Annotated in this window: 19 protein-coding genes; 6 read left to right on the plus strand and 13 right to left on the minus strand. The window is 29.3% G+C overall.

Features of this window, described 5'->3' with window-relative positions:
• Window positions 1–812 precede the first annotated feature (812 nt).
• Window positions 813–1,550: a hypothetical protein gene (locus QZU81_RS08360; protein WP_295591172.1), complete on the plus strand. Its 738-nt coding sequence runs from the start codon at window positions 813–815 to the stop codon at window positions 1,548–1,550.
• Window positions 1,551–1,657: 107 nt separating this feature from the next.
• Here QZU81_RS08360 and QZU81_RS08365 read toward each other — a convergent pair whose 3' ends face one another.
• From QZU81_RS08365 to QZU81_RS08425, 13 genes are all read right to left on the minus strand, one after another.
• Entirely contained in the window at window positions 1,658–1,828 is a 171-nt protein-coding gene (locus QZU81_RS08365) for a hypothetical protein (protein ID WP_295591174.1), read from the minus strand.
• Window positions 1,818–2,456: a hypothetical protein gene (locus QZU81_RS08370; protein ID WP_295591176.1), complete on the minus strand. Its 639-nt coding sequence runs from the start codon at window positions 2,454–2,456 to the stop codon at window positions 1,818–1,820. The genes QZU81_RS08365 and QZU81_RS08370 overlap by 11 nt, the downstream gene beginning before the upstream one ends.
• An 11-nt stretch (window positions 2,457–2,467) precedes the next feature.
• Window positions 2,468–2,725: a hypothetical protein gene (locus QZU81_RS08375; protein WP_295591178.1), complete on the minus strand. Its 258-nt coding sequence runs from the start codon at window positions 2,723–2,725 to the stop codon at window positions 2,468–2,470.
• 48 nt (window positions 2,726–2,773) lie between these two features.
• Window positions 2,774–3,586: a hypothetical protein gene (locus QZU81_RS08380; RefSeq protein ID WP_295591180.1), complete on the minus strand. Its 813-nt coding sequence runs from the start codon at window positions 3,584–3,586 to the stop codon at window positions 2,774–2,776.
• Complete coding sequence (locus tag QZU81_RS08385; protein ID WP_295591182.1) at window positions 3,564–3,869, minus strand: hypothetical protein; 306 nt, start codon at window positions 3,867–3,869, stop codon at window positions 3,564–3,566. The genes QZU81_RS08380 and QZU81_RS08385 overlap by 23 nt, the downstream gene beginning before the upstream one ends.
• 200 nt (window positions 3,870–4,069) lie before the next feature.
• A complete protein-coding gene (locus QZU81_RS08390) occupies window positions 4,070–5,311 on the minus strand; it encodes a hypothetical protein (protein WP_295591184.1) in 1,242 nt (413 codons plus the stop codon).
• A gap of 5 nt (window positions 5,312–5,316) precedes the next feature.
• A complete protein-coding gene (locus QZU81_RS08395) occupies window positions 5,317–7,830 on the minus strand; it encodes a hypothetical protein (protein ID WP_295591185.1) in 2,514 nt (837 codons plus the stop codon).
• A gap of 164 nt (window positions 7,831–7,994) precedes the next feature.
• On the minus strand, window positions 7,995–8,153 hold the full coding sequence (locus tag QZU81_RS08400; protein ID WP_295591188.1) for a hypothetical protein: 159 nt from the start codon (window positions 8,151–8,153) through the stop codon (window positions 7,995–7,997).
• 794 nt (window positions 8,154–8,947) lie between these two features.
• Window positions 8,948–10,009 carry a hypothetical protein gene (locus QZU81_RS08405; RefSeq protein WP_295591190.1) on the minus strand — a complete coding sequence of 354 codons (1,062 nt, stop codon included), beginning with the start codon at window positions 10,007–10,009 and terminating at the stop codon, window positions 8,948–8,950.
• Between the two features lies 1 nt (window position 10,010).
• Window positions 10,011–10,445, minus strand: a complete 435-nt coding sequence (locus QZU81_RS08410; RefSeq protein WP_295591191.1) for a hypothetical protein — start codon at window positions 10,443–10,445, stop codon at window positions 10,011–10,013.
• A gap of 470 nt (window positions 10,446–10,915) precedes the next feature.
• Complete coding sequence (locus QZU81_RS08415; protein WP_295591193.1) at window positions 10,916–11,440, minus strand: hypothetical protein; 525 nt, start codon at window positions 11,438–11,440, stop codon at window positions 10,916–10,918.
• Window positions 11,441–11,703: 263 nt separating this feature from the next.
• Window positions 11,704–11,871 (minus strand): CopG family ribbon-helix-helix protein, encoded by a 168-nt coding sequence (locus tag QZU81_RS08420; protein ID WP_295591195.1) that lies wholly within the window; start codon window positions 11,869–11,871, stop codon window positions 11,704–11,706.
• A gap of 1,664 nt (window positions 11,872–13,535) precedes the next feature.
• The gene (locus QZU81_RS08425) at window positions 13,536–13,949 is read right to left on the minus strand and encodes a hypothetical protein (protein ID WP_295591197.1); all 414 of its coding nucleotides are present in this window, start codon (window positions 13,947–13,949) and stop codon (window positions 13,536–13,538) included.
• 249 nt (window positions 13,950–14,198) lie between these two features.
• Here QZU81_RS08425 and QZU81_RS08430 point away from each other — a divergent pair, with 249 nt between their 5' ends.
• From QZU81_RS08430 to QZU81_RS08450, 5 genes are all read left to right on the plus strand, one after another.
• Complete coding sequence (locus QZU81_RS08430) at window positions 14,199–14,378, plus strand: hypothetical protein (protein ID WP_295591199.1); 180 nt, start codon at window positions 14,199–14,201, stop codon at window positions 14,376–14,378.
• Window positions 14,379–14,477: 99 nt separating this feature from the next.
• Window positions 14,478–15,872, plus strand: a complete 1,395-nt coding sequence (locus QZU81_RS08435) for a site-specific DNA-methyltransferase (RefSeq protein ID WP_295591201.1) — start codon at window positions 14,478–14,480, stop codon at window positions 15,870–15,872.
• Between the two features lie 82 nt (window positions 15,873–15,954).
• Window positions 15,955–16,362: a hypothetical protein gene (locus QZU81_RS08440; RefSeq protein ID WP_295591203.1), complete on the plus strand. Its 408-nt coding sequence runs from the start codon at window positions 15,955–15,957 to the stop codon at window positions 16,360–16,362.
• Window positions 16,363–16,373: 11 nt separating this feature from the next.
• Window positions 16,374–17,336 (plus strand): DEAD/DEAH box helicase family protein, encoded by a 963-nt coding sequence (locus QZU81_RS08445; RefSeq protein ID WP_295591206.1) that lies wholly within the window; start codon window positions 16,374–16,376, stop codon window positions 17,334–17,336.
• Between the two features lie 373 nt (window positions 17,337–17,709).
• Window positions 17,710–19,356, plus strand: coding sequence for a hypothetical protein (locus QZU81_RS08450; protein WP_295591207.1), 1,647 nt, complete (start codon window positions 17,710–17,712; stop codon window positions 19,354–19,356).
• The last annotated feature ends 2,891 nt before the right edge of the window (window positions 19,357–22,247 follow it).

Genomic DNA, 22,247 nt, shown 5'->3' on the forward strand with positions numbered 1-22,247 from the left:
TTGCCAAATGGACTGGAGACTCAACCTACAATGCAGTAAACAAAACAGCAAAACTAACAATCAAATAAAAAAAGAAAACTTGAATAAAAAACAAAAAAAATTTACATATAATTTTATTATTAGGGATGGGAGGGTTGAACAAAAAAAAAATCCCCCTCCCTTAATTTTTCTTCTTTTTTTATACTTTAACTTAAAATCTTAAAAGTTCATTCCACAATTAAAAAAACACACACATATCAAAAAATCATCACCACTCTTATATCCATCTTTAATTATTGAAAATAGAAGTTTAAATTTTATAAAATCTCAAAAAAAATGAAAAGGAAAAATAGTACACTCAGAAGTATAAAAAAAGCAAGAAGTAGTGAGAAAAAAAAACTTTCATGCCTCCTGATAATACCGTATCAAATGACAAAGATAAAATGATTTCGTATTACCGATTAATTAAATGAAAGAATCGATTCATAATTTGATAGGTTACATATTATAGGTATTACTTTTATGACATCTATCTTCAAAATTTGGCATAGAAAATTCGTTTTTACTGGGGAAAAAAGCTCAATCTGAAGAGATAATTTTTGCCTTAGGATTGATTTCAAGTGTAAAAAAAATAAAGGAGTATCCGATTTAGTATCCAATTAGTATCCATTTTAACCGATTGGATACCATTAAGAGTATCCATTTAGTATCCTATTTTTTAGCCATTGAGAATCCTTTAATTATAAATATAAGTACAGATAATAAATATTAATAATTGGTATTACATATCGATTGGATACTATCGGATACCATAAAAAGAGAGATGAGATACTATGGCAATGATAGAAAAATTACTAAAAACCTATGGGAAAGAAGGCAAAAGATACATATTTTTCGGAAAGAAGGAAAACTTTGAAGATGGAGAAGTAGTAGTAATTCATAAAGAAGATTTCTCCAAATATAAGGAGGAATGTGATAAGTATAAAAATGAGAATGGAGATTTAATCAATAAAGAGGAATTGATTCCATTACATAATCAGATAACTCAGCTTGAAGAGGAGAAATCCATATTGGAGGAGAAAGTGAAATCTCAGCAAAAGGAAATCGATGACTTATCCTCCAAATTGGAATATGCTCAAAGTAGTAGTATGCTTGAGGAGATAAAATCTACAAACGATAAGAGAGTGTCTGATTTAAAAGAAGCTATTGCAAAAAAAGAGAAAGAAGTTCAAGATAATATGGATACCATCGATTCATTAAGACAACAAAAGGAAAATGATCTTAACTCTCTACGAAAAGAAAAAGATGATGAGATTGAAACCTTGAGAAATGAGAAGGAGAATGAAATGTCAATCATCAGAGAAAAGATGGAAAAGGTAGAGAAGGAAAGAGGCAATCTTGAAACTACCTTCGGAATGCTCCTTAGAGATTATCGAAACCTCAGCGATAAAACATTGGTACGATTATTCTACAGAAAGAACGATGACATAAAACAATATGAAGATTACTTAAACAGCAAATCTCTTCAAACAAAAGATACTTATGCTCTACCAATGGAGAAAAAAGAATAAGAGAGTACAATCCATCTACATTAAGCCATTGATTTATACAAGATTAAAACATCAAATAAGGAAAGTATAGACTCTGAATTGTACCTCTTGAAGTGAAAAAACTATTATTAACAGCCTAATCTAAGAAAATCAATTGCTTTCACTATCAATTCCAATTTCTCATCTATTGATTGAAGTTTCTCTATCTGTTGCTCTCTCAATTCGTTTTCCTTTTTCTTTTGCTCATATAAGAAGCCTAAAGAATAGGAAATGCTTTCAATATCCTCTTCAGATGTCATCTAAAAACTCCATTCCTTCAATTTCAAAAGTTTTCATATTGTACCTTATCTTCAGATAGTATTCTCCATTCCATTCAATATCATCAGAGAGGAGAACCTCTTTAGCAATGGAGAAGCCATCTTCAGAAAATCTATCCACATACTCTCTATACTTATAGAAATCCTCTTTTACATTGTCATAGGTTTTATCATAATATTCCTTGAAACTTACAATATCCTTATGAGCATTCGGAGAATGGTCTTTCGTATTCTTAATGTTTTCCTCAAAATACATCTCATCTAAGAAATCAAATTGATCCTCTAATTCCTTTATTAATGAAATGCAATTATTGAAGAGATATTTCACTAAGATTTGAGGATTGATTCTCTCATTCTTAAGATAATCGGAGAAAAGCTCATACTTATTTTTATTGTACTTTAAATCATTCTTAACATATTCGATTAAATCATCCTCCCAATCCAAATCATCAAAATCAAGCTCCTCATTTTCCTTCATATGCTGATTATGATTTGCGATGATGAGCTGATAATCGATATTCTTAATGATTTGGAGGTACATCTCATTAAACAGAAAGAGGAGATGAGAGCAATTCTCAATCAAACTTCTAAGATTATTAAGCATAGACATATATTCAAATTTTAATTTATTGAATAGGATTGAAGAGCAATATCTCCTAATTTTTCAAGCAATGCCATTATGATTCCATTATCAGCATAATATCCTCTTAAACTACTTTGATTAAAGAATATTTCTCTGTACTCTTTTTCTTTTTCAAAGTATTCCAAACATTTATCATTGTTAATCATAGGAGGATTTATTTGAATATGCTCCTCAAGAAAATCTCTGTGATTTTTCTCCATAAACATTTGTACTTGACTATCCTTCAAGCTTCTCAAGGTATTCTCCTTCTCTTTTTCTATTCTACTAATATTATAATTCATTATTTAATTCTCCAATTTTACTCTAAATTCTTTCATATCATATACTAATTTTTGCTTAGGATTATTCGGTTTTAATTGCTCTTTGAAATCAGCAAATCCATCTTCAGAAAGGTTCTCAAAGATAGGAATAGCAATATCAGTATAGTTCTCTTTTATCTTCTTATAATGTTTGAAGGCAAAATCGAACCTATCCAATATTTCCTCATATCCCTCCATCTGAAACTCTTTTATCATATTTGGAGAGAGTACATAACTTTCAAAATCATATCTCTCCAGTATAGGCAAAAGGTTATCAATATCCATTTTACATAAGTAAGCTGAGATATACAAATCCTCTATGATTTTATTGTATCCATCAAGCAAAGGATTATCGTTAAAATCAGTATTGGAATCCACATTCTCAAACACTATTCCTAATACTTCAATTAACATTTTAGAAGTATGAGCAAAATCCAATATGAAATGATTGAGCTTGAGGATAAGAGATGTGATGTATTCGATAGTATTGTATCTATCCATTTCAAAGAATTTTCTGACATAAGCCATTCCTAATCCCTTGTAGAATGCTTGAGATTTGTACACATCTTGAGAAGTGAAAAATTTCCAATATTGAATAAATTTCTCATTTTTTTTCTCAAACTCATCATAGGAGAAATCTCTTTTGATTTCCATATCCAGTATTTCTCCATATTCCTTATCAATGAATAAAATGATTTGCTTATGATTTAGTTTACTCAATATTTCAATCTCAGATTCCTTGATTTCCCTTATCGATGGCTTAGGAGTTATCACTTCAGTTACCTCCTTCATTGTCATTTAATTTCCTGATAGTATCTTCTACTACTTTCATATCCTCAGCTATTTCCTCAGCTGTGGATTTGTTTATACTTCTCTTGATGGATTCCAATTCCTCCAAGACCATATCCATTTGCTCATCTTTTAGTATATTATTGAATGTATTACAGCCATATACGATTGCCTTGAATTGCTGAATCCTTATTTTCTCTTTCTCATTATCTCTGATTTGCCCTCTTTGAATTTTCTTATTCATTTTGAGAATATTATCCGAAAGAATGTTTAGTACCTCTTCTCTACTCATCTTGGATACTACTTCAATTTGCAAATCTGTCTTATTTTTTTTTACTCATAATTTGCCTCCGAAAATCGATTCATTTAATCACTTCTCAAGCCATTCTTACAATATAGATATAAGTGTTACTATCCATTTAATCAATCATTGAAGTAATCTGAACGAACCTTTTCAATATTTTAAAAATATGGGGGGGTATCCTCATTATATCATTGTACATTTTGAACGATTTCTCTCATTTTCTGTTTAACCTCATCATCTGATTTCAAGTTAAATAATTTCCTAATGAAATCAAAATATCCTAACTTCAAGTTACAAGCCTTACAGACAAATACTTTCTCATATACCAATGCTGAAGGATTGTTGTCATTATGGAAAGGACATTTATAGGAATTGTACTTTTTATATTCGTGAGAAGGCTCTCCTAAGAGAAGTTTGCATAAATCTCTCATATCTGAGAAGATGGAATCTCTTTTTACTGAATTATTAGTGTAATATTGATGATTCCTATTTGCATTCTCCAATTTGTTAAGCTCTTCAATCTTCTCCTTTTTCTCCAGTTCAAGCCTTTTGATGTCTTGATTCAGTAAAATAAGAGAATCACTAAAACTCTTAGGAGCAATATACTCCTCCTTCTCAAAGAGCATAGGCTCTCCAGTATTCCTCTTAATCATCTTGAGAAGCTCATCATAAGACAAATCTCTATCAAAAGGAGTAGTGTAAAGCATAGTTCTTTCGTGTTTGCTGTATGGGATTCTCTTAACTCTCTTCAATGAATCAGTAACATTCAAATCCAGAGTATCCAATTCCAATTTATTTTTCAGATGAGAAGTCAGATTCAAACTTATCTCAGAAATATTCTCCAATTGGAGAGGCTCAAAAAAGAAGAGAAGGTGAAAGCCTTTGCTCCCACTAAAGATAGGATAAGGCTTCAAACCTTGATTCTCCATATAGTACATCATCACTTGAAGTTCATTGAAAGGCTTCTCCAATAAATTATCATAGAGAATCAGTTTTCTAAATTCCTTTTGAGATTGCCTTATTGCTGAGATTCGTTCTTTTCCGAATTTATGCAATTTTGCATTCTTAATCTCCTCTTTTAATGCTTTTGCCCTTGTATCCTCAACATCAAAATCAAAAAACAATCTATCGGAATATCGTAAGGAATCATCTCCAGTACGATAATCTTGATAAGTCTTGAAATGAGTTAAACTACTTGCGAGAGTGCCTTGTCCTTTTTTCTGATGTTTGAGCAAAAATCTAAAGAAATAATTCCAATGATTCTCAACATAAGGAATATTTGGATAAGTTAAAACATCAGCATTGTACTTTGCCTTTTTACCAGTAGAGAAAGCTCTATCTCCATAGATACATCTGACATCTCTCCAGTAGTTAGAATCATAATAGATTATATAATACTCCTTCAGAGAAGGAGGATTCTTAATAGTCATAAGAATCAATCCTCCACTAAGTGTAGTTTATATGAGAATCCATCTGATTTTTTAATGATTTTGCCTTCATTAATCATCTTGGATACTGTAGCTTCTATCTGAAGGTTCTTAACTTCAAACTCCTCCGAATTGATGTCAAGATTAAAAACATTTGCAATCTGTTGCTTTAACTCATACATTGTTAAATCGTTGCCTAATTCCAAATAAATAGGAATGACATCATACATTGACATATCAATATAGGAGGATTCTCCTTCATTTGCGTTTTGAGTATTGGTACAGATGGTACTTTCGGAATGTACCAAGAAATCTTTCTCTGTTTGAGCATTGGAGGATTTTCCTTCATTTTCGGAGGTTGGTACAAAATCCTTATTATCTAAGAAAGAAAAAAACTCTACTTTTTTCGTATGTGAAAGCACATCTTCAATGACAATATCCTTATCATCATCTATAGAGAAATCATTAGAGAATTGAGTAGCAAAATCATTAATGAATTTGCACATATCATCATATGATTTGATGTCATCAGCATAACTACTAAAGGAGTGAACAAAATTTTCCTTAGTATTATTTATTAATATTTGTACCAATGAAAGAAAAGATATAAGAATACTCATTTTACTCTCTAAAGGCTTTTTTGCTTGGTACATCTCAAATGTACCAATGTACCAATAACTATTTTTAAGATTAGAGGATTTTCCTTCGTTTTTGCCTTTAGGTATGTAATAAATCCACATACTACGAGGATTATCCTCTCCATCTTTTGAAGGTTCAAACCTATATCGAGCAATCATTCCCATCTCATACAAGTTCTTTGTATTTCGGTCTTTCTGAGGAGTATCCAAATCAAACTTCAAAGTGTTTTTACTACAATCTAATTCTCTTGCAATCCTATCTCTATTCCATAGTTTGCTCTTGAAATCCTCTTTCCAAGCTTGAGAATCATTGCTCATAAATTCCTTATAATCCTTCTCTTGCTTGTCATAAGCCTCTTCAATTGTTAAAATAGGAATATCCAATGCGAGAATGGATTGCTGTCGAGCATTCAAATCGGTAGATTGAAGTTCAATATCCCATCTACTATAAACCTCTGAAATGTCCTCCTCATTGCCTATCACATAATCTATCCCATACATCGAAACGATTTCTCTTTGAGAGAAATTCAAATAAGTAAATGAATCTACAAGATTGTAGAAGGAGGATATATGTCTATTGTTTAAGAATTGCACATTAAAGAATATGCTGTAAGGATTAAACACTTTCACTTCTTTTTCGTTGAGGTATTGGATTGCACATTGATTATACTGATTCAATAATCCAATATACTTATCATCTTGAGATTTGAGCAATACATTCTTTTTGATTTTCTCCTTGACAGATTTCTCCTTCTCCTCATCTTGAAGGATATTGATGTCATAGAGCCTATTGCTTAACTCTGAATCAGAATTTCCCTTTGCATTAGTCAAGATTACAAGGAATTTAGCCTTCAGCTCAATATTTAAAGCCTTTTGCTCATATACTGTATTGAGCTTCTTAACCTTCTTAGAATTGTCTGTCAATCGTTTCAAGATTTCTACTATGCTTGAATTTGTCAAGTCAATATCATCAATGAGAAGGATATTGAAGTCATCATTGAAGTTTTTATGATTATAGAAAATCCATTTAGGAGAAAACTCCTCTATCTCAAAGATATGATGTTGAGGAAAGTTCTTAAATACTGTTTTAATCAAATCGGTTTTCCCTTTTCCAGTTTCTCCACCGATAAAGCTGTGGATAGGTTCTCCGATGTAGATTGATACTCCGACAAGAGTCAATGAAGATACATAATCCTCATCTCCTTCGTGAGTTAAACTTACAGTCCTCTTGATATTATCGTAGATGAGATTTTGCTCTACTAATTTCATTGCCTCTGATTGTATCTCCTTCGGATAATCTGAGAAGGTTAAGCCTAAATCTTCAGAGGTATCTTCAGCTATTTCCTCATCTTCTTTCTCCTCATATGCCTTGAAATTATCGTTTATTTGAGGAAAGTCCTTTATATTCTTTAAATCAATCGCAATATTCTCTAAAGAATCGACAAGATAATCCTTATCGAATGGTACAATACTTTCTCCCTCTTCATTCCTTTTGAATTGAGAATTGATTTTGTTTGCTCCTTTTCCTAAGATTTGATTTCTACTCTTATTGGAGGAGGTTATCGGTTTCTTATCTTCAAATGTTGAGGAGTAGATTAAAAAATCCTTATTATCCTCAAAAGAGCCTATACAATACTCATAGGCATTGAAACCTCTTGATATTCTCAAATAAAACTTTCCAAAATTGGTATGAAGAGGACAGTACAAGGCTGAATCATCGTATCTGTAGCCATTATTCTTATAGGTTTCAGGTACTTTGTAGATGGAGGAATCCTTCAATTCTTTTATCCTTTCCTCTTTCTGAGTTATCTCTTCAGTAGTTTCTTTCACTACCTTTTCCCTTACTTCATTCAATAATGAAGTTTCTTTTCTATTGCTTATCATAACAATCTTTATCAAGTCATACCATACTTTATATAATAGGAAAGACAAAAATAAGATTAATTATAAGTTAATTCTTACTTTCAAGAGCTGATAATTCCATAATCGGCTCTTACATCTCTCTTTTTTCAATAAACTATGGCAAACAAATTATCCCTTACTGTTTTTTATTCTCCTATTGTATTCAATACTAAAGTTCGTATAAAATCTGAACGATTTCCAATCTCATTTTCAATTAAATAAGATGTTATCGCATTCAATTCTTTATTACTTACTTTAAAAGTAATCATATTCTTTTTAACATTGTCTTTATCAAGTTTCTTCATAAAAATCACTTATATTCTATTTTCTAAAGAATAAGTGAAAGCATAGGAGAAAAATAGTTTGATTGCTGTTATGAGAAGCCTCCAAAAGAAAAATAACAGAGCGTAAAAATCATAAATTAACTTGTCTTATATTGAGTATTTTTTGATTTGGCAATTATTATCAAGCAATATCTAGTATAAGCCTATAAGAATCATTAAAAAAAGAAGTAAGCCTAATAAATAGCAACATTTATATATTGACTATTTACATATAATGTATTGTAACTTACTATTTCTTTTTTTATTCTTATGAAAAAATGGTGAATTAATGGATAGAAAAAATGTGATATTATGGTAAGCTATGTTTGAGTAGTTTGTATTTTTCTTAATTTGTGTGGAAGCTTTTTAAGAAAATCACAAACTTTACTCCTATGCTTGAAACCAAACACATTGTTTATCCGATGATTTTTATTAAACTTATTTTTCTGAATTAATCATTACCTCCAAGTAACGAATCTATTATCATCACTTATTCTTAGTAATACTTTCTATTTTTATTGTTATATAAAACTTTTCTTTTTAGTAACCTTTTAAAAATGCTCTTAATTTACAGAGCATACAAAGAATTAGTATTTTCAGATATAAAGCAATATAAAATAAGTTTGAATAAAAATAAAGAAAAATTTAAAAAAAGAGAAGAAAAAAAGAGAGATTAAGAGAGAAAGATTTTCCATACAATTTCTGTGTGCAAAATGCCTATTACACTATGCTTGGAGAGAAGTCATCTACCTATAGGTAGTAGATGAGATTCCACATTACCTCTGTGATTGACTATCCTCATCATCGATGATTTCAGAAAACTCAATTTTATTCACTAATTCTACCAGTCTATCGAATTTCTCAACTTTAGGCTCATTCTCATTTATCATCCTATCCAATATCTGATTTTGTGTTTTCAAGGTTTCGTTTTCGTGCTGAAGGAGAAGGAGGATTTCAGTTATCTTCATAATATCCACATTTAATTTATCGTTGAGATGTTCAAGCTCTTTAACTCTTTCCTCTAAGGATTGCTCCTCATCAATTGGAGCATTCAAGTTCTCAAACTCCTCTTTCAGCTCTTCATTTGTGGATTTGTCAATTGTTGCCTTGAAGTCATCTTCAGATATGAGGCTTATATGCTGAATCTTAAAATCCATATCATTATCAAAATACCATTCATAAACAAAGTATCTGTAATCATCATCATAAGAATAGTAACCGATTCCCATATGGCATTTTCTATTTGAAGGAGATTTGTATATTCCATCAATGAAATCATCAAGGAAATTATTCACTTTAAATTGAACGATAGTGTAATGAGCATTACTTATCTCCAATGATTCCTCAAAGAAAAACTCAAACTCATCTAAAGCAATTATCGAAGCCTTGAGCTTCTTATGAGTAAAGTAATCCATACGATAAGCCTTGTACAAATCTTCTATGGAAATGACTACAGATTCATTGAGATATTGGTACTCTTTTAATTCCATAAACCTATCAGCATTTGTACTCAAGTCATTCCTATTGATAGAATAAACATCTCTACTGGCAAAATGCTTACAGTCAATGAAATCTTCAAGTTTATCGTAGTCTTGATATATAGGAAATACACCTATTACATCGATATTGAAGTATTTTCTCTCCAAACATTGAGTATTGAGCAAATCCAAGATTATATGATTCATTGCTTGATTGAAGGAGATATTCGGATAGGTTCTTTCAAGGTAATCATCAAAATCAGCTTTAACCTCTTTAGATAAACCGAATGATAATCCACTTCGGAGCAATGGCTTTACTTTTCTCTCCTTGTAGTAATGATTTCTATCCTTTTCGTTCATTTTAGTTTTCTCCTTCTATGGATTCAAGCATATCCTCTCTGCTTTCGATTTCGGTTTCTAATAATTTTAGTTTCTTTTTTATCAAATCATTCTTTAACAATCCATATAATCCGAGAAGGAAAACCATATAAACAACGAAATCCTCATCTACTTCGATTGATACTTTGCCCTCCTCATCTTTAGGCAATGATTCAATCCTTTCGATAATCTCTTCAAGATCCTCATCAGAAAGTTTCTTATCTAAAATAGTGTTTGCCAATTCCTCAAATTCCTCTCCAGTCAATCCACTATCGACAAGTTTATATTCAGCATTTGCCTCCTTTTTCTCAAGCTCAGCTATCTCCAAGTCAAGCTTCTTAATCTCATAATTTATATTTGCCAGTTCAAGCTCAATTTCAGCTCTTTTCTTATCCTCAAATTTACTAAGGTTAAACATACTTTCTCATCTCTCTCATTTTCTATTAGTTATAATTCAATATGTTAGTAATTTAATAAAATCTTTAGTGTATATGAAAATCCATATGTTTTTTGCACATTTTTGCACATTTTCTAATGCTTTCCCATTGTCTGAGGAATATCGTATACAAAATCATGTCATCAAAATTAACTTTCATCAGAGGAGAGATATATCGATTTAAGACAAAAAATGTCATTCAAATCCCATTTTAAACCATTAAAAAAAGTCAATTCATTAAATAAAGCAATAACATAATAATAATAATAATAATAATAATAATAATAATAATAATAATAAATGAATATAATAATAATAATAATAAATTTTCATACATTATTTGTATGACGAGTACGAATATAGTATTTGAATTTGTCATACATTCATACGATGACAGTATGACAAAAATTTATCCTATACTTTTTGTTGTCATACATTTTTTGTATGAAAAATTATTTCCTCAATTTCTCAAAGTCAATATACTTAGATAAATACTCTTTTCTTTCCTCATCTGATAATTTAGGAATATGAGGAGCATTAAAAGTAGCATTGATAAACTCTTGATGGTCTTTTACAAAATTATCCACTATTTTCTCATTTGATACTCTATCAGAGATATATAAGCCTCTTTTATTGAAAATAGCATTCTGTACAATATTTATAGCTTCTCTAAGTTCAGGATTTTTGATTTCATTAACCTTATCAGAATCTCCCTCAAGTTCATATTTTAACTCTTCAAGATGACTTTTTATCATATCTTTTTCTGAAAATAGTTTGTTAAGTTCATAATCCACTTGGAGTAATCTATTTTTGTAGTAATGATATTCAATGATTTTCTCATATTTTTCAATATCAGCATAAGCCTCATCAATTGCTGTTTCTACCAATCTACGATTCTTAATTTTTAGTTTACTCTTCTTAATTTTGTGTATATCGGAAATCCTTGTGGAAAATCGATAATTATCCTCATCTACCATTTTAAATCCTCTCTTTAAGAATGTTTCAAAATGATTAAACTATGTCATACATTTTTTGTATGAATTTTTCATACATTTTTTGTATGACAAATAGGAAATTATTGACTTAAAAATAGTTTGTTTGAAGTATACTCCAATTTATAGTAACATATAAATAATACCATATTACAAAAATAATATTAAGTATACTTATTGTGATGGGATATGTCCAGTATCCCTCACTACTTTCTATCTATTTTTTCAATAATTTTTTAATCATAATTTCATTCTACTAATTTTGTTTGATTGTCATTCCTTTCAAGATACTCTTCTATTGCTTGATTCATAATTTCAGCTTGAGTTCTCCTTTCTTTTACAGCTTGTAGTCTTAGTTTATCGTACAAATCTAATTTTATTTTGAAACTTGTCTGAGTAGTATCGACAGATACCATAGTTATAACCTCCATAATTAATAACTATATAACTACATAGATAGTTATGTAATACCTTATATATAAATAGGTATGTTTGCTATCTGAAGGAAATGATATAAAGGAGGAGGCACATACTTTCCCTTATAGGCATTAGTGGAGGAGAAATGTGCTGTTTTTAATAAACCTTTGCAAACATTGAACGAATACTCTCTTTACAGACAGTACGAAAAAATCCTTCTCTACTAATGCCAGTATGCTATTTTTTTTTTCTCAGAGATTCTCATTTTGCAATTTTCCAATTTTGAAAAGTTCTGGAAAGTTCTGGAATCATTTCACTAAGTCAGATATTGCAATCGATGTATTATAATTTTTTTCAAAAAACGCATTAAAAAACGCATTAACTTTAGCAAAATCATATCATCATTTATTCAGCTGATTTTCATTATCGAATACTATGAGAAAGGCATTGAAATAATAGAAGTTATCAGTAACACTATCCATTTAGAAGAGGCTCTAATCCAATATTCTCTTCAATGATAATTCTTTCAATAAAAAAACTTCAATAATGTAGTTCAATCAATGCAAATATCTAAAGATTATATAATTTTATTAAAATAAGGATATGTACTGCCTTTATCAAGTTAAATAAGCACAATCCTTTCTTTATTCCTCATTTGCAGCGATAACAATCGTTATATAATCTATGATATAATTGATGTCTATACTGGAAATCATCACTGAAAACCACTGAAAACCAAAATATAATTTATGGTATGAATGAGGTCTTATACCTTCAAAGATAAGACAACTTGAGGAAAATCACTAAAGATAAGAATCATTATGTAGATTCGATAAATTGAAAAAGGAAAAGAAAATAATATGCTCCATCAAATACGATAACTGATTGATTTAGCTGAAGAGTTACTCCATAGATGAGAGTATTTCATTCAAGCATTGGAGAAAAAGGATACCTCAACATCTACCTCTCCAAACTATCCAAACTCAACATACTAAAAAAAGCTCTGAAAATCACATTCTCAAGCCTCCTCTCTTTTGCTCTTGGATTCATTGTGCCTTGATAAAATCAATGAAATAGTAATATTGTATATGGATTTTTCAGAAAAATCATCACATTACATCACTTTTCATATCAAGTTTCGATTAAATTTTATCACTTTTTATCACATCTTATTTTTTTCATATCAAGTTTTCATTAAAAATAGTCATCTTTAGTCATCTTTCAGATTTGGATAATGCTTTTTTTAGTATGCAAAATGTGTATATATTATCAATGTTTGAAGGATTTTCTATGTATCTGAGAGAAGCTTATTGCTGATTTGCTTTGTCATATGCTATTCCATCATCAATAATTATAAGAGGAAGACATATAAAATTGAAAAATGCTCCAAACTATTTATAGCCATACCTTGAATCTGAAAAAAAAGAATCTAGGAACTTAACCTATGGTTAAATTGATGAAATGGTTACCTAAAGTTCCATTAAGTTCTAGTAAAAATAGTGATTTACAGTCATCAACTGTCATTAACTGTCATATAGTTAAAATGGGAAAATACTCCCATAAACTCCCATCAATAGCTATGCTATACTTTTTTTAGTATGTTAAGTTTAGATACTTTAGATACATAGTGATCATGTATTGTTTAAATTGAATGAATGGTGTATTATTCTTTAGTTTCAATGACTTCAACATCTTTAGCTTGACTATCTACTAATAATCTTGAATCATCGATAATTCTTTTATGTTTATTCCTAATCACATCTATTCCTAAGCTATTAAGCTTGGTTAAAGTGTTATTGAATCTGATTCTATCAATATTCTTATCTTCTTTGAGTTCATCAAGCTTATCTTCAAGTTCCTTTATTCTTGTTTGATAGTGTTCGATTTCCTTATCGTGTGTGATTGCTAAGTATTGGATTGCTTTCCTATGTTCAACTTCTTGCTTTTTTTTTACTTCTGGGTGTACTATTTTTCCTTTTGTGCCTCTGAAGAGATTATCCTTAGGAAGTTGGTTTTGCAGAACTCTTCTGTTTTTTGGGATGACAAGGATAATCTCTACCCACTCTCTACTCCACAAAAAGTTTTTATAATTTGAAACTAAATTATTTATTACAGGGCTAATCCTTTACTAAACCTTACTCAATTACATATCACCCCCTTTTACATATGTTTTTTTTGGAATGAGGATTAGTCCTACTTCTAATATTTCTATCAAATTTTTTTCATAATCATCATTTTTTTATAAAGATTTAATATTACTTTTTTATAAAAATAATAACGTTATTGAAATATAATTTATATTGTTATTATAATGATGGTGGGTAAATTGTCAGAGGTTAAACTTCCAAAGGATTTAGATAATAAAACTAATTTTGTATATACGGAACTACAAGAGAGCATTAAAATAGGTTCCAAACTGTCTGTTAAAAGAATAAAATGGATTACTGACAGAATCAAGGAGCTGAAAAAAAGAAATAAAAATGTTGCAAAGAGAATTGAAAAATGAAACACAGCACTCATTACGGTCAAAGATTAACAATGAAATAAGAAATAGGAGAATTGAAATAAGAGACTTAAAAGAAGAATTAGAGCAGGTGGTATGTTGATGGAAAATAAGTTAAATGGAGAAAGTTTTGATATTGTTGAATACAATATTTCCAAGCTAAAAGAGCTGTTTCCAGAAATTGTAACTGGTGATAACGAAGTGGATATAGCAGCGTTAATTGATATTTTTAAAAAGAATGGTGATGGAACTGTTGATGATTCAGAAGAACACTATCAGTTTAATTGGTGGGGAAAAAAGAAATCTAAAAGAAAAGCAAAAGAAACCACTACTAAGACTTTGAGACCAGTTAAGAAAGACAGTAAGAATTGGGACACAACTCAAAATATTTACATTGAAGGAGACAATTTAGATGCTTTAAAAATACTTTTAAAATCATATACGAATAAAATAAAAATGATTTACATAGATCCTCCTTATAACACAGGAAAAGACTTTGTTTATAAAGATAATCTTACTCAAACAATACAAGAACACCTTGAAAGTACAGAACAGCTATCTGAAGAAGGATTTTTATTTGAAAATACTAAAACAAATGGAAAATATCATTCTAATTGGTTGAATATGATTTATCCTCGTTTAAGATTAGCTAGAAATCTGCTTTCTGAAAATGGATGTATTTTAATAAGTATTGATGATAATGAAAATGTAGATTTAAAGAAAATTTGTGATGAAATATTTGGCGAAGAAAATTTTGTTTCTCAATTAATTTGGAAAAGCAAAACAGGAGGTGCAAATGATAGTAAATTTGTTGCAATAGATCATGAATACATTTTAGTATATGCTAAAAGAATTGATAAATTTGAAGTAAATAGTTTACCATATACTGATGAATTGTTAAGATTATATAATTCAAAAGATGAATATTTTGAAACTAGAGATCCATACCGTCCAATGTTATTAATGCAAAAAGGTTTATCCTTCTCAAAAAGCCTTACATATCCTATAGAAGCACCAGATGGAACTATTTTATATCCTGATGAAGGAGGTGCAATCTGGAGATGGAGCGAACCTGTTCTAAAAAAGAGAATTGAAGAAGGATATGTGGAATTTGTAAAAAAAGGCAATGAATGGAAAATTTACACCAAACAGTATCTAAATGTGGATTATGATGGAAATAAAATTAACAGAGGAAAATTGTTACGTTCTGTAATTTCAGATATTGATGGCAGGAAAGGCATTAAAGATATTCAAAAATTATTTGATGAAAAAGTATTCACAAATCCTAAACCTACAGATTTGATTAAATTATTTATTTCGGTTTTTTCAAATAAAAATGATTTGATTATGGATTTCTTTTCAGGTTCTGCAACTACTGCACAAGCTATGTTCAAGGTTAATGAAGATGAAAATTCAAATCGCAATTTTATTTTAATTCAAATCCCTGAATTGATTCTTTCAGATAAAGATATTTTAGACTTAAAAAAATATCTGTGAAATAGGTAAAGAAAGGATTAGGAGAGCAGGAGATAAGATTGTAGAGGAATCAGGTAATTCAGACTTGGATATTGGTTTTAAAGTGTTTAGAATCGATGAATCCAATTTCATTCCTTGGAATTCTAATTTAACTGTAGAAAATATTGAACAAGCTATTTTATCAACAGGCAATAATCTTGTTGACGGAAGGTCTGAACTTGATTTAGTTTATGAATTATTGCTCAAACACTTAAAAATGGATTTAAATTGCATAATTGAAGAAACAACAGTTAATAATAATAAGATATATATTATAGACAATGGTTATGCTCTAATATGCCTCGAAAATAATATTGATATTTCAATAGCTGATGAGTTAGTTAAACTTAAAGAAGATTTGATGACAGAAGTGTGTCAAGTGATATTGAAAGATGAATCATTAGACGACACTACCTCTATCAACATTTATGAAACATTGAATAATAATGACATGGAGTTTTACACAATATAAGGAGGCATAATATGGAAATAAAGTTTAAGGATAAATTACAGTATCAGGCTGACGCAATCAATTCTGTAGTAAATTTATTTGAAGGCCAATCTATATTATCATCGAACGTTTCTATTATGAGTGAAGATGTGATTGATGATCAGATATTGATTACTCCAATTGAAGGAAAAGGAAACATATTTAATTTAAGTCCTCAAGATATTGAAGAGAATTTATTAAAAGTTCAAGCAGAAAACGGTTTACCTCTCAATGAAAAATTGGAATCTTATGATTTTACAGTGGAGATGGAAACAGGTACTGGAAAAACTTATGTTTATTTGAGAACTATACTAGAATTAAATATACATTATGGTTTTTCTAAGTTTGTAATTGTTGTTCCTAGTCTAGCGATTAAAGAAGGCGTAAAGAAAACTATAGACATCACTAGAGAGCACTTTGCAAAACTATATAATAACATAAATTATAATGACTTTATATTTGACTCTAGCAATATGAAAGATTTGGAGACATTTATGGAAGATGATAATATTCAAATAATGATTATTACCATACATGCATTCAATAAAGAAAAGAATAAGATTAATCAGATTACAGAAAAAGGTATAATACCTATGAATTATATTACTAGAACTAGACCTATTGTAATTATCGATGAACCTCAATCTGTTTTAGGTGGAAAAAGTGGAAAAGGAAAAGAAGCAGTAAAGACTTTAAATCCTTTATTTACATTGCAATATTCTGCAACTCCTAAAGACGCAGAAAATATAGTGTATCAATTGAATGCTGTTGACGCTTACAACAAAAATTTAGTCAAGAAAATTGAAGTTAATGCATTTATTGAAGCAGATTACCAAGGAAAGCCATTTATAAAGTTAAACAAGACTAAAATGAATAATAAAGGTAAGCGTACTGCTGACATAACTCTCGTAAAAAAATCGTCTACAGGTTTAAACACAATAGTAAAAAAATGTTAAGATTGGAGATATTTTAGGTGTAAGTAAAATCTCTAATAATGACATATATGATGGTTTTCAGGTAGAGGATATTGTTGTTAGAGAAGACAATGAAGAAATTATATTCACTAACGGTCAAAGAGTCAAGAAAGGCCAATCCATTAATGACATAAATCAGGAAGGAGTTAGAAAAGCACAGATTGAAGAAACAATCCATGAACATCTGGATAAGGAGTTAAAACTTTCTAAGAAAAACATTAAAGTCTTAAGCCTATTCTTTATAGATGAGGTTGCAAACTATAGAAAATATGATGATGATGTTCATAAAGGGAATTATGCACTTTGGTTTGAAAAAGCTTATAAAGACATAATTGCTGAAGACAAGTATAAAAAATTGCCTAAGCATATTTTAAGTTTATCTCCAGAAGAGGTTCATGATGGTTATTTCTCTAAAGATGGTAAAAAATTAATCAACACTAGCGGTGAAACTGCAAAAGACGTAAGCACTTATGAAAGAATAATGAAGGATAAGGAAAGATTATTGGATCCTAAGGATAATTTGAGATTTATCTTCTCTCATTCCGCATTAAAGGAGGGTTGGGATAACCCTAATGTGTTCCAGATTTGTACTTTCATTGAGAATAAAGGAGACATACCTAAACGGCAGAAAATTGGTCGAGGATTGAGGTTGTGTGTTGATGGTGAAGGTAATAGAGTCGATGAAGCTTATGGTGATGGTGAAGAGTTTAAGAACATCAATAAATTGACTGTATTTGCGAATGAAAGTTTTGAAAACTTTGCAAAAGGTCTTCAAGATGAAATGAAGCAGGCAGGCATTGAATTTAATGTTCTTAAAGTAAAAGATTTTAAAGGCCTCACTTATGTTACTTCTGATGGTGAATTCAAGAAGTTAAATGGTTTTGACTCTGAGAAAATTTGGAGGTCATTGCGCCAACAAGGTTTAATTAGTTCCAAAGGAGTAATCAGCAAGAAATGGGACAAAGCAGTAATTGAAGGCACTGTTGAGATTCCGGAAGAATTTGAGGAAGGCAGGGCTAAAATTATCGGAATTGTTTCTGGAAAACGTACTAGTAGCATAATTAAGAACAAAAAGGATAGAGTTACTATTAAGTTATATGATGATAAAATTAATTCTGTCAGTTTTGATAATTTGTGGGATAAGATAAAATACAAATCAAGATATTCTGTCCATTTTGATACTGAAGAATTGATTGAAGCGTGTGTTAAGGGCATGAACCGTTCATTGAAATATATTCAAAAAGCCAGTGTTGACCATGTTAAGGTTGATATGACCATGAAAAATTCTATTAGTGGTATTGCGAGATATAATCGTAAGCATTTCATTGACATAAACAATAATGAAATACCTAACATCGTTAAAAACTTGCAAGAACACACTCATTTAACCAGAGAAACAATAATAGAAATCTTGCTTAGGAGCAATGAAAGGAACAATACTCTAGAAAAATTACTAATCAATCCTACAGAATACTTTATCAGAACTCTTGAAGTTATTCAAGAGAATTTAAGTCATTTGATTGTTGAGACTATTGAATATCATAAGTTAGATGAAAGCAAAGATTTTGACAAGACAATATTCAAGGAATCCTTTGATGATTGGGTTGAAGATGGCGATTTTATCAAAAGTAACTTAGTATTCTCCACCAAGTCCATTTATAAATATGTTAAATGTGATTCCAATAAAGAGATTGGCTTTGCTCAGGATTTGGAAGACTTGGATGGCATTGAATTATTTGTTAAATTGCCAAGAAAGTTCACTATCAAGACTCCTCTTGGAGAATACAATCCTGATTGGGCAATTACTGTAAATGTTGATGGCAAAAAGGAAACATATTATGTTATTGAAACTAAAGGTTCAACCAAGCTGAAAGATTTAAGAGGTAAGGAGAAGGATAGAATCTGTTGTGCTTATAAACACTTTGATTTAGTTCCAGATGTGGACTATGATTATGTAGTGGAGTATAATGATTTTAAAGATAGATTTATTTATGAAAATTAGAAGATTTTAATATCTTCTAATTTTACTTGTTTTTAAAGTTTAAATTTATATCTGTCCTATAGCTATTCAATTCCTATTAGGATATTAACTTTATTTTGCAAAACAACAAACTATTTCTATGGACGATGAAACTTTAATCCTAATTACATATATGAAAAAATGCACCAGCCAGAGAAATGGTGCTAAAGTCATTTGAATGCGAGGACTTTCTAAGGCCAATTGAAATTTCACGGAAAACAGGTCTTCACCCAAACAATGTAAGCAAGAAACTGAAGGACCTTAGGGAGCATTAACTTGTCTATATCATAAATCCAGACTATCATGTTCCTAAACTGTACAGGCTTACCGAAAAGGTAAAAATAGGCTTCAATTCTTGTAGAAAATCAACTGTTTTTTTTTCAACAAAATCCAGTTTATTTATGGATACATGTACATGCTTTCATGGTTTTGCACCACTTTTGCATTTTTTAAATATTAGTTCGCATATATTAAAATTAACGATTATATTATTTTGACAATTGCAAAAATTTTTAAAATTTTTGTTATATTGGGTCAGAATAAGGATAATAATTAATTATTATCAGCAAATGTTGTTAATTTTAATTAGCTTTGTAGGTAATGATAGTTATATGATAGCTATGTTATAGATAAATGATAGCAATATGATAAATATCAGATAAGTAACTGATAGCAATAATATAGATATTAAATTGATATTGATAGGAATATAGAAAGCAAGATTTATGACTTGATATATTACAGTAAATTTAAACTTACAAAAAATTGTTAAATCATCATATTATCTCAAAGAAGACAAATAAAATTGAAAAATACACCAAACTATTTACACCAATACCACCAAGCCAAACAAAAAATTACTCGGTACTTAACTTGCATTTGATTGCTTGATGGTTTCTTTGGTGGCTTTTATTCCAGTAATATATCATCATTGATTATCTTGCTTAATTTGGCAATGTTATCATCTATGATCCTTTTATCATCAATCTTTGGTGGTGAAAATTATATGAAAATTACTAACATTTTTTACATTTAAAAAAAGGGGTTAATATTCTACATTATGACTAACATTTTTTTAGTTTTTTTAGTCTATAAAAAAAGGATCTTCTTCATGCATATACAAGTATATTTTTATACCCTTTTTTCAAGTTTTTCAAGTTTAAAAAAAGAGCTACTATTTTATTAGTACCTTTTGAAGCTCTTAGAATCCCCTGTTTTTCCTTGAAGGAATGATTAATAATTATGATACTTATGTTATGAAGTGTTAATTTAATTAATCACTTCTTGCATTATATTAATTGTCTGTGCTAAAATGGTTTATCTTTGCCTCGTTATAATATTTTATGCTATTTGAGTAAAAAATGCAAAAGATATATATAGTACAAACATACACAATAATATAGAGAACATACAAAAAAACATATATGTTTTTGTATTTACTCTATGAAAAAAGCAAATTCTAAATTTTCTGGGTAGTAAATACTTTGGGAATAGATCTAAATCATATCATCCATGAGATTGAAATATATTTCACCCCTATTTTTAGTATTTACTACCTTAACCTCATCTATTTCCGTATTCGCCTCTTCTTTTCACTTCTTTTTACTAATACTGTATTACCTGTGTTTTATTAGTGTTTTCAAGCTATTATAATCGTTTATTTTTACACTTGAAATAGAACGAGAACTTGATTTTTACTCAATTTTCTTATCTTCAATATGTTTGTAAATACTATTTTTGACTACTCATTTTAATGCAAGATGTAAGCATTATAATACAACAACATGTTACTACCTATTTTAATTAATCGTTCCTTCAATTAAAATAAAAGGGAAATCAAAGATGATGGTGGGATCCTTTTTATATATATATTAAAAAAACTTAAAAATCACCATTTTGGAGTTTTTGGGCATATTAAAAAAGGAAGTCACATTTTTCACATACATAAAAAGGTGAAGACATTTCGGATATATTATAAAAGGAAGTCCCTGCTAATTAATATGCAGAGTATAATCACCATTTCGGACATTTCGGATATATTACACAATGAATTGCACAAATAAGGGATCAGTAGTTACTGCTGCATATAGTTTTGCTTGATCACCGTCATCTTGGGAATAAGGTACTTGGCTTGTTTCCATACCATTGTTGTCGTAGTAGTGTATTCCATGATATCATCAGTGTCAAGTTCAGCTGCTATCACATATCCTTTTTTTTGATACTTGCTGTTCCGTATTTTGCTTCAAAATTAATAGTTTTCATATATTATTCCTCCTTTTTTATATATATGTCAAAAATGTAAAAATTATTAACAAAAAATTTTCTTCGTTATACAATAGTTTTTACGAAACTTTCTCTATATTCTCTTTATTATTTATCATTCTTTACTCCTAACAAGTAAGCAAAAAAGAATAAATCATTGATTAAAAAGAGTATGACTTCCCAAAGTGTTTAAATAATGGGTCATTGGTTTAATTTCAAAAAGAGATATTTTTATATAAAATGGTTTATAAAAATAGTATTAACTTGCAGAAATGCAGAATGCCCTTTTAACTGCAAATTTGCAAATACTGAAAAATGGAGAGACTATTTTTATAATTGGAGGTATTATCTCTTTACACATAACAACCCTTTACTAAACCTTTAAAGGATTTTAACTCCTTATTACGTTTAATTTAGCTCATTAAACAATAGTTTTTACGAAACAGAAAAACACAAGAGTTATTAGAAAAAAGAATTTAATGAAAGTTTAGCAACATTAACTCCATTAAAAAAAAAAAAAATGAAATACAAGAAAAAGAAGATAAAAATCGACCAATTAGTATATGAATTATATGATCTAAATAGAAGAAGAAAATAAGCATTATTGAAAA

Source organism: uncultured Methanobrevibacter sp., from assembly GCF_902770715.1.
In the GTDB taxonomy this organism is placed as follows: domain Archaea; phylum Methanobacteriota; class Methanobacteria; order Methanobacteriales; family Methanobacteriaceae; genus Methanocatella.

Coding starts and splice junctions, on each gene's coding strand:
- QZU81_RS08360 (WP_295591172.1), top strand. CDS start 813: ATGGCAATGATAGAAAAATTACTAAAAACCTATGGGAAAGAAGGCAAA.
- QZU81_RS08365 (WP_295591174.1), bottom strand. CDS start 1,828: ATGACATCTGAAGAGGATATTGAAAGCATTTCCTATTCTTTAGGCTTC.
- QZU81_RS08370 (WP_295591176.1), bottom strand. CDS start 2,456: ATGTCTATGCTTAATAATCTTAGAAGTTTGATTGAGAATTGCTCTCAT.
- QZU81_RS08380 (WP_295591180.1), bottom strand. CDS start 3,586: ATGACAATGAAGGAGGTAACTGAAGTGATAACTCCTAAGCCATCGATA.
- QZU81_RS08385 (WP_295591182.1), bottom strand. CDS start 3,869: ATGAGTAGAGAAGAGGTACTAAACATTCTTTCGGATAATATTCTCAAA.
- QZU81_RS08390 (WP_295591184.1), bottom strand. CDS start 5,311: ATGACTATTAAGAATCCTCCTTCTCTGAAGGAGTATTATATAATCTAT.
- QZU81_RS08395 (WP_295591185.1), bottom strand. CDS start 7,830: ATGATAAGCAATAGAAAAGAAACTTCATTATTGAATGAAGTAAGGGAA.
- QZU81_RS08400 (WP_295591188.1), bottom strand. CDS start 8,153: ATGAAGAAACTTGATAAAGACAATGTTAAAAAGAATATGATTACTTTT.
- QZU81_RS08405 (WP_295591190.1), bottom strand. CDS start 10,009: ATGAACGAAAAGGATAGAAATCATTACTACAAGGAGAGAAAAGTAAAG.
- QZU81_RS08410 (WP_295591191.1), bottom strand. CDS start 10,445: ATGTTTAACCTTAGTAAATTTGAGGATAAGAAAAGAGCTGAAATTGAG.
- QZU81_RS08415 (WP_295591193.1), bottom strand. CDS start 11,440: ATGGTAGATGAGGATAATTATCGATTTTCCACAAGGATTTCCGATATA.
- QZU81_RS08420 (WP_295591195.1), bottom strand. CDS start 11,871: ATGGTATCTGTCGATACTACTCAGACAAGTTTCAAAATAAAATTAGAT.
- QZU81_RS08435 (WP_295591201.1), top strand. CDS start 14,478: ATGGAAAATAAGTTAAATGGAGAAAGTTTTGATATTGTTGAATACAAT.
- QZU81_RS08445 (WP_295591206.1), top strand. CDS start 16,374: ATGGAAATAAAGTTTAAGGATAAATTACAGTATCAGGCTGACGCAATC.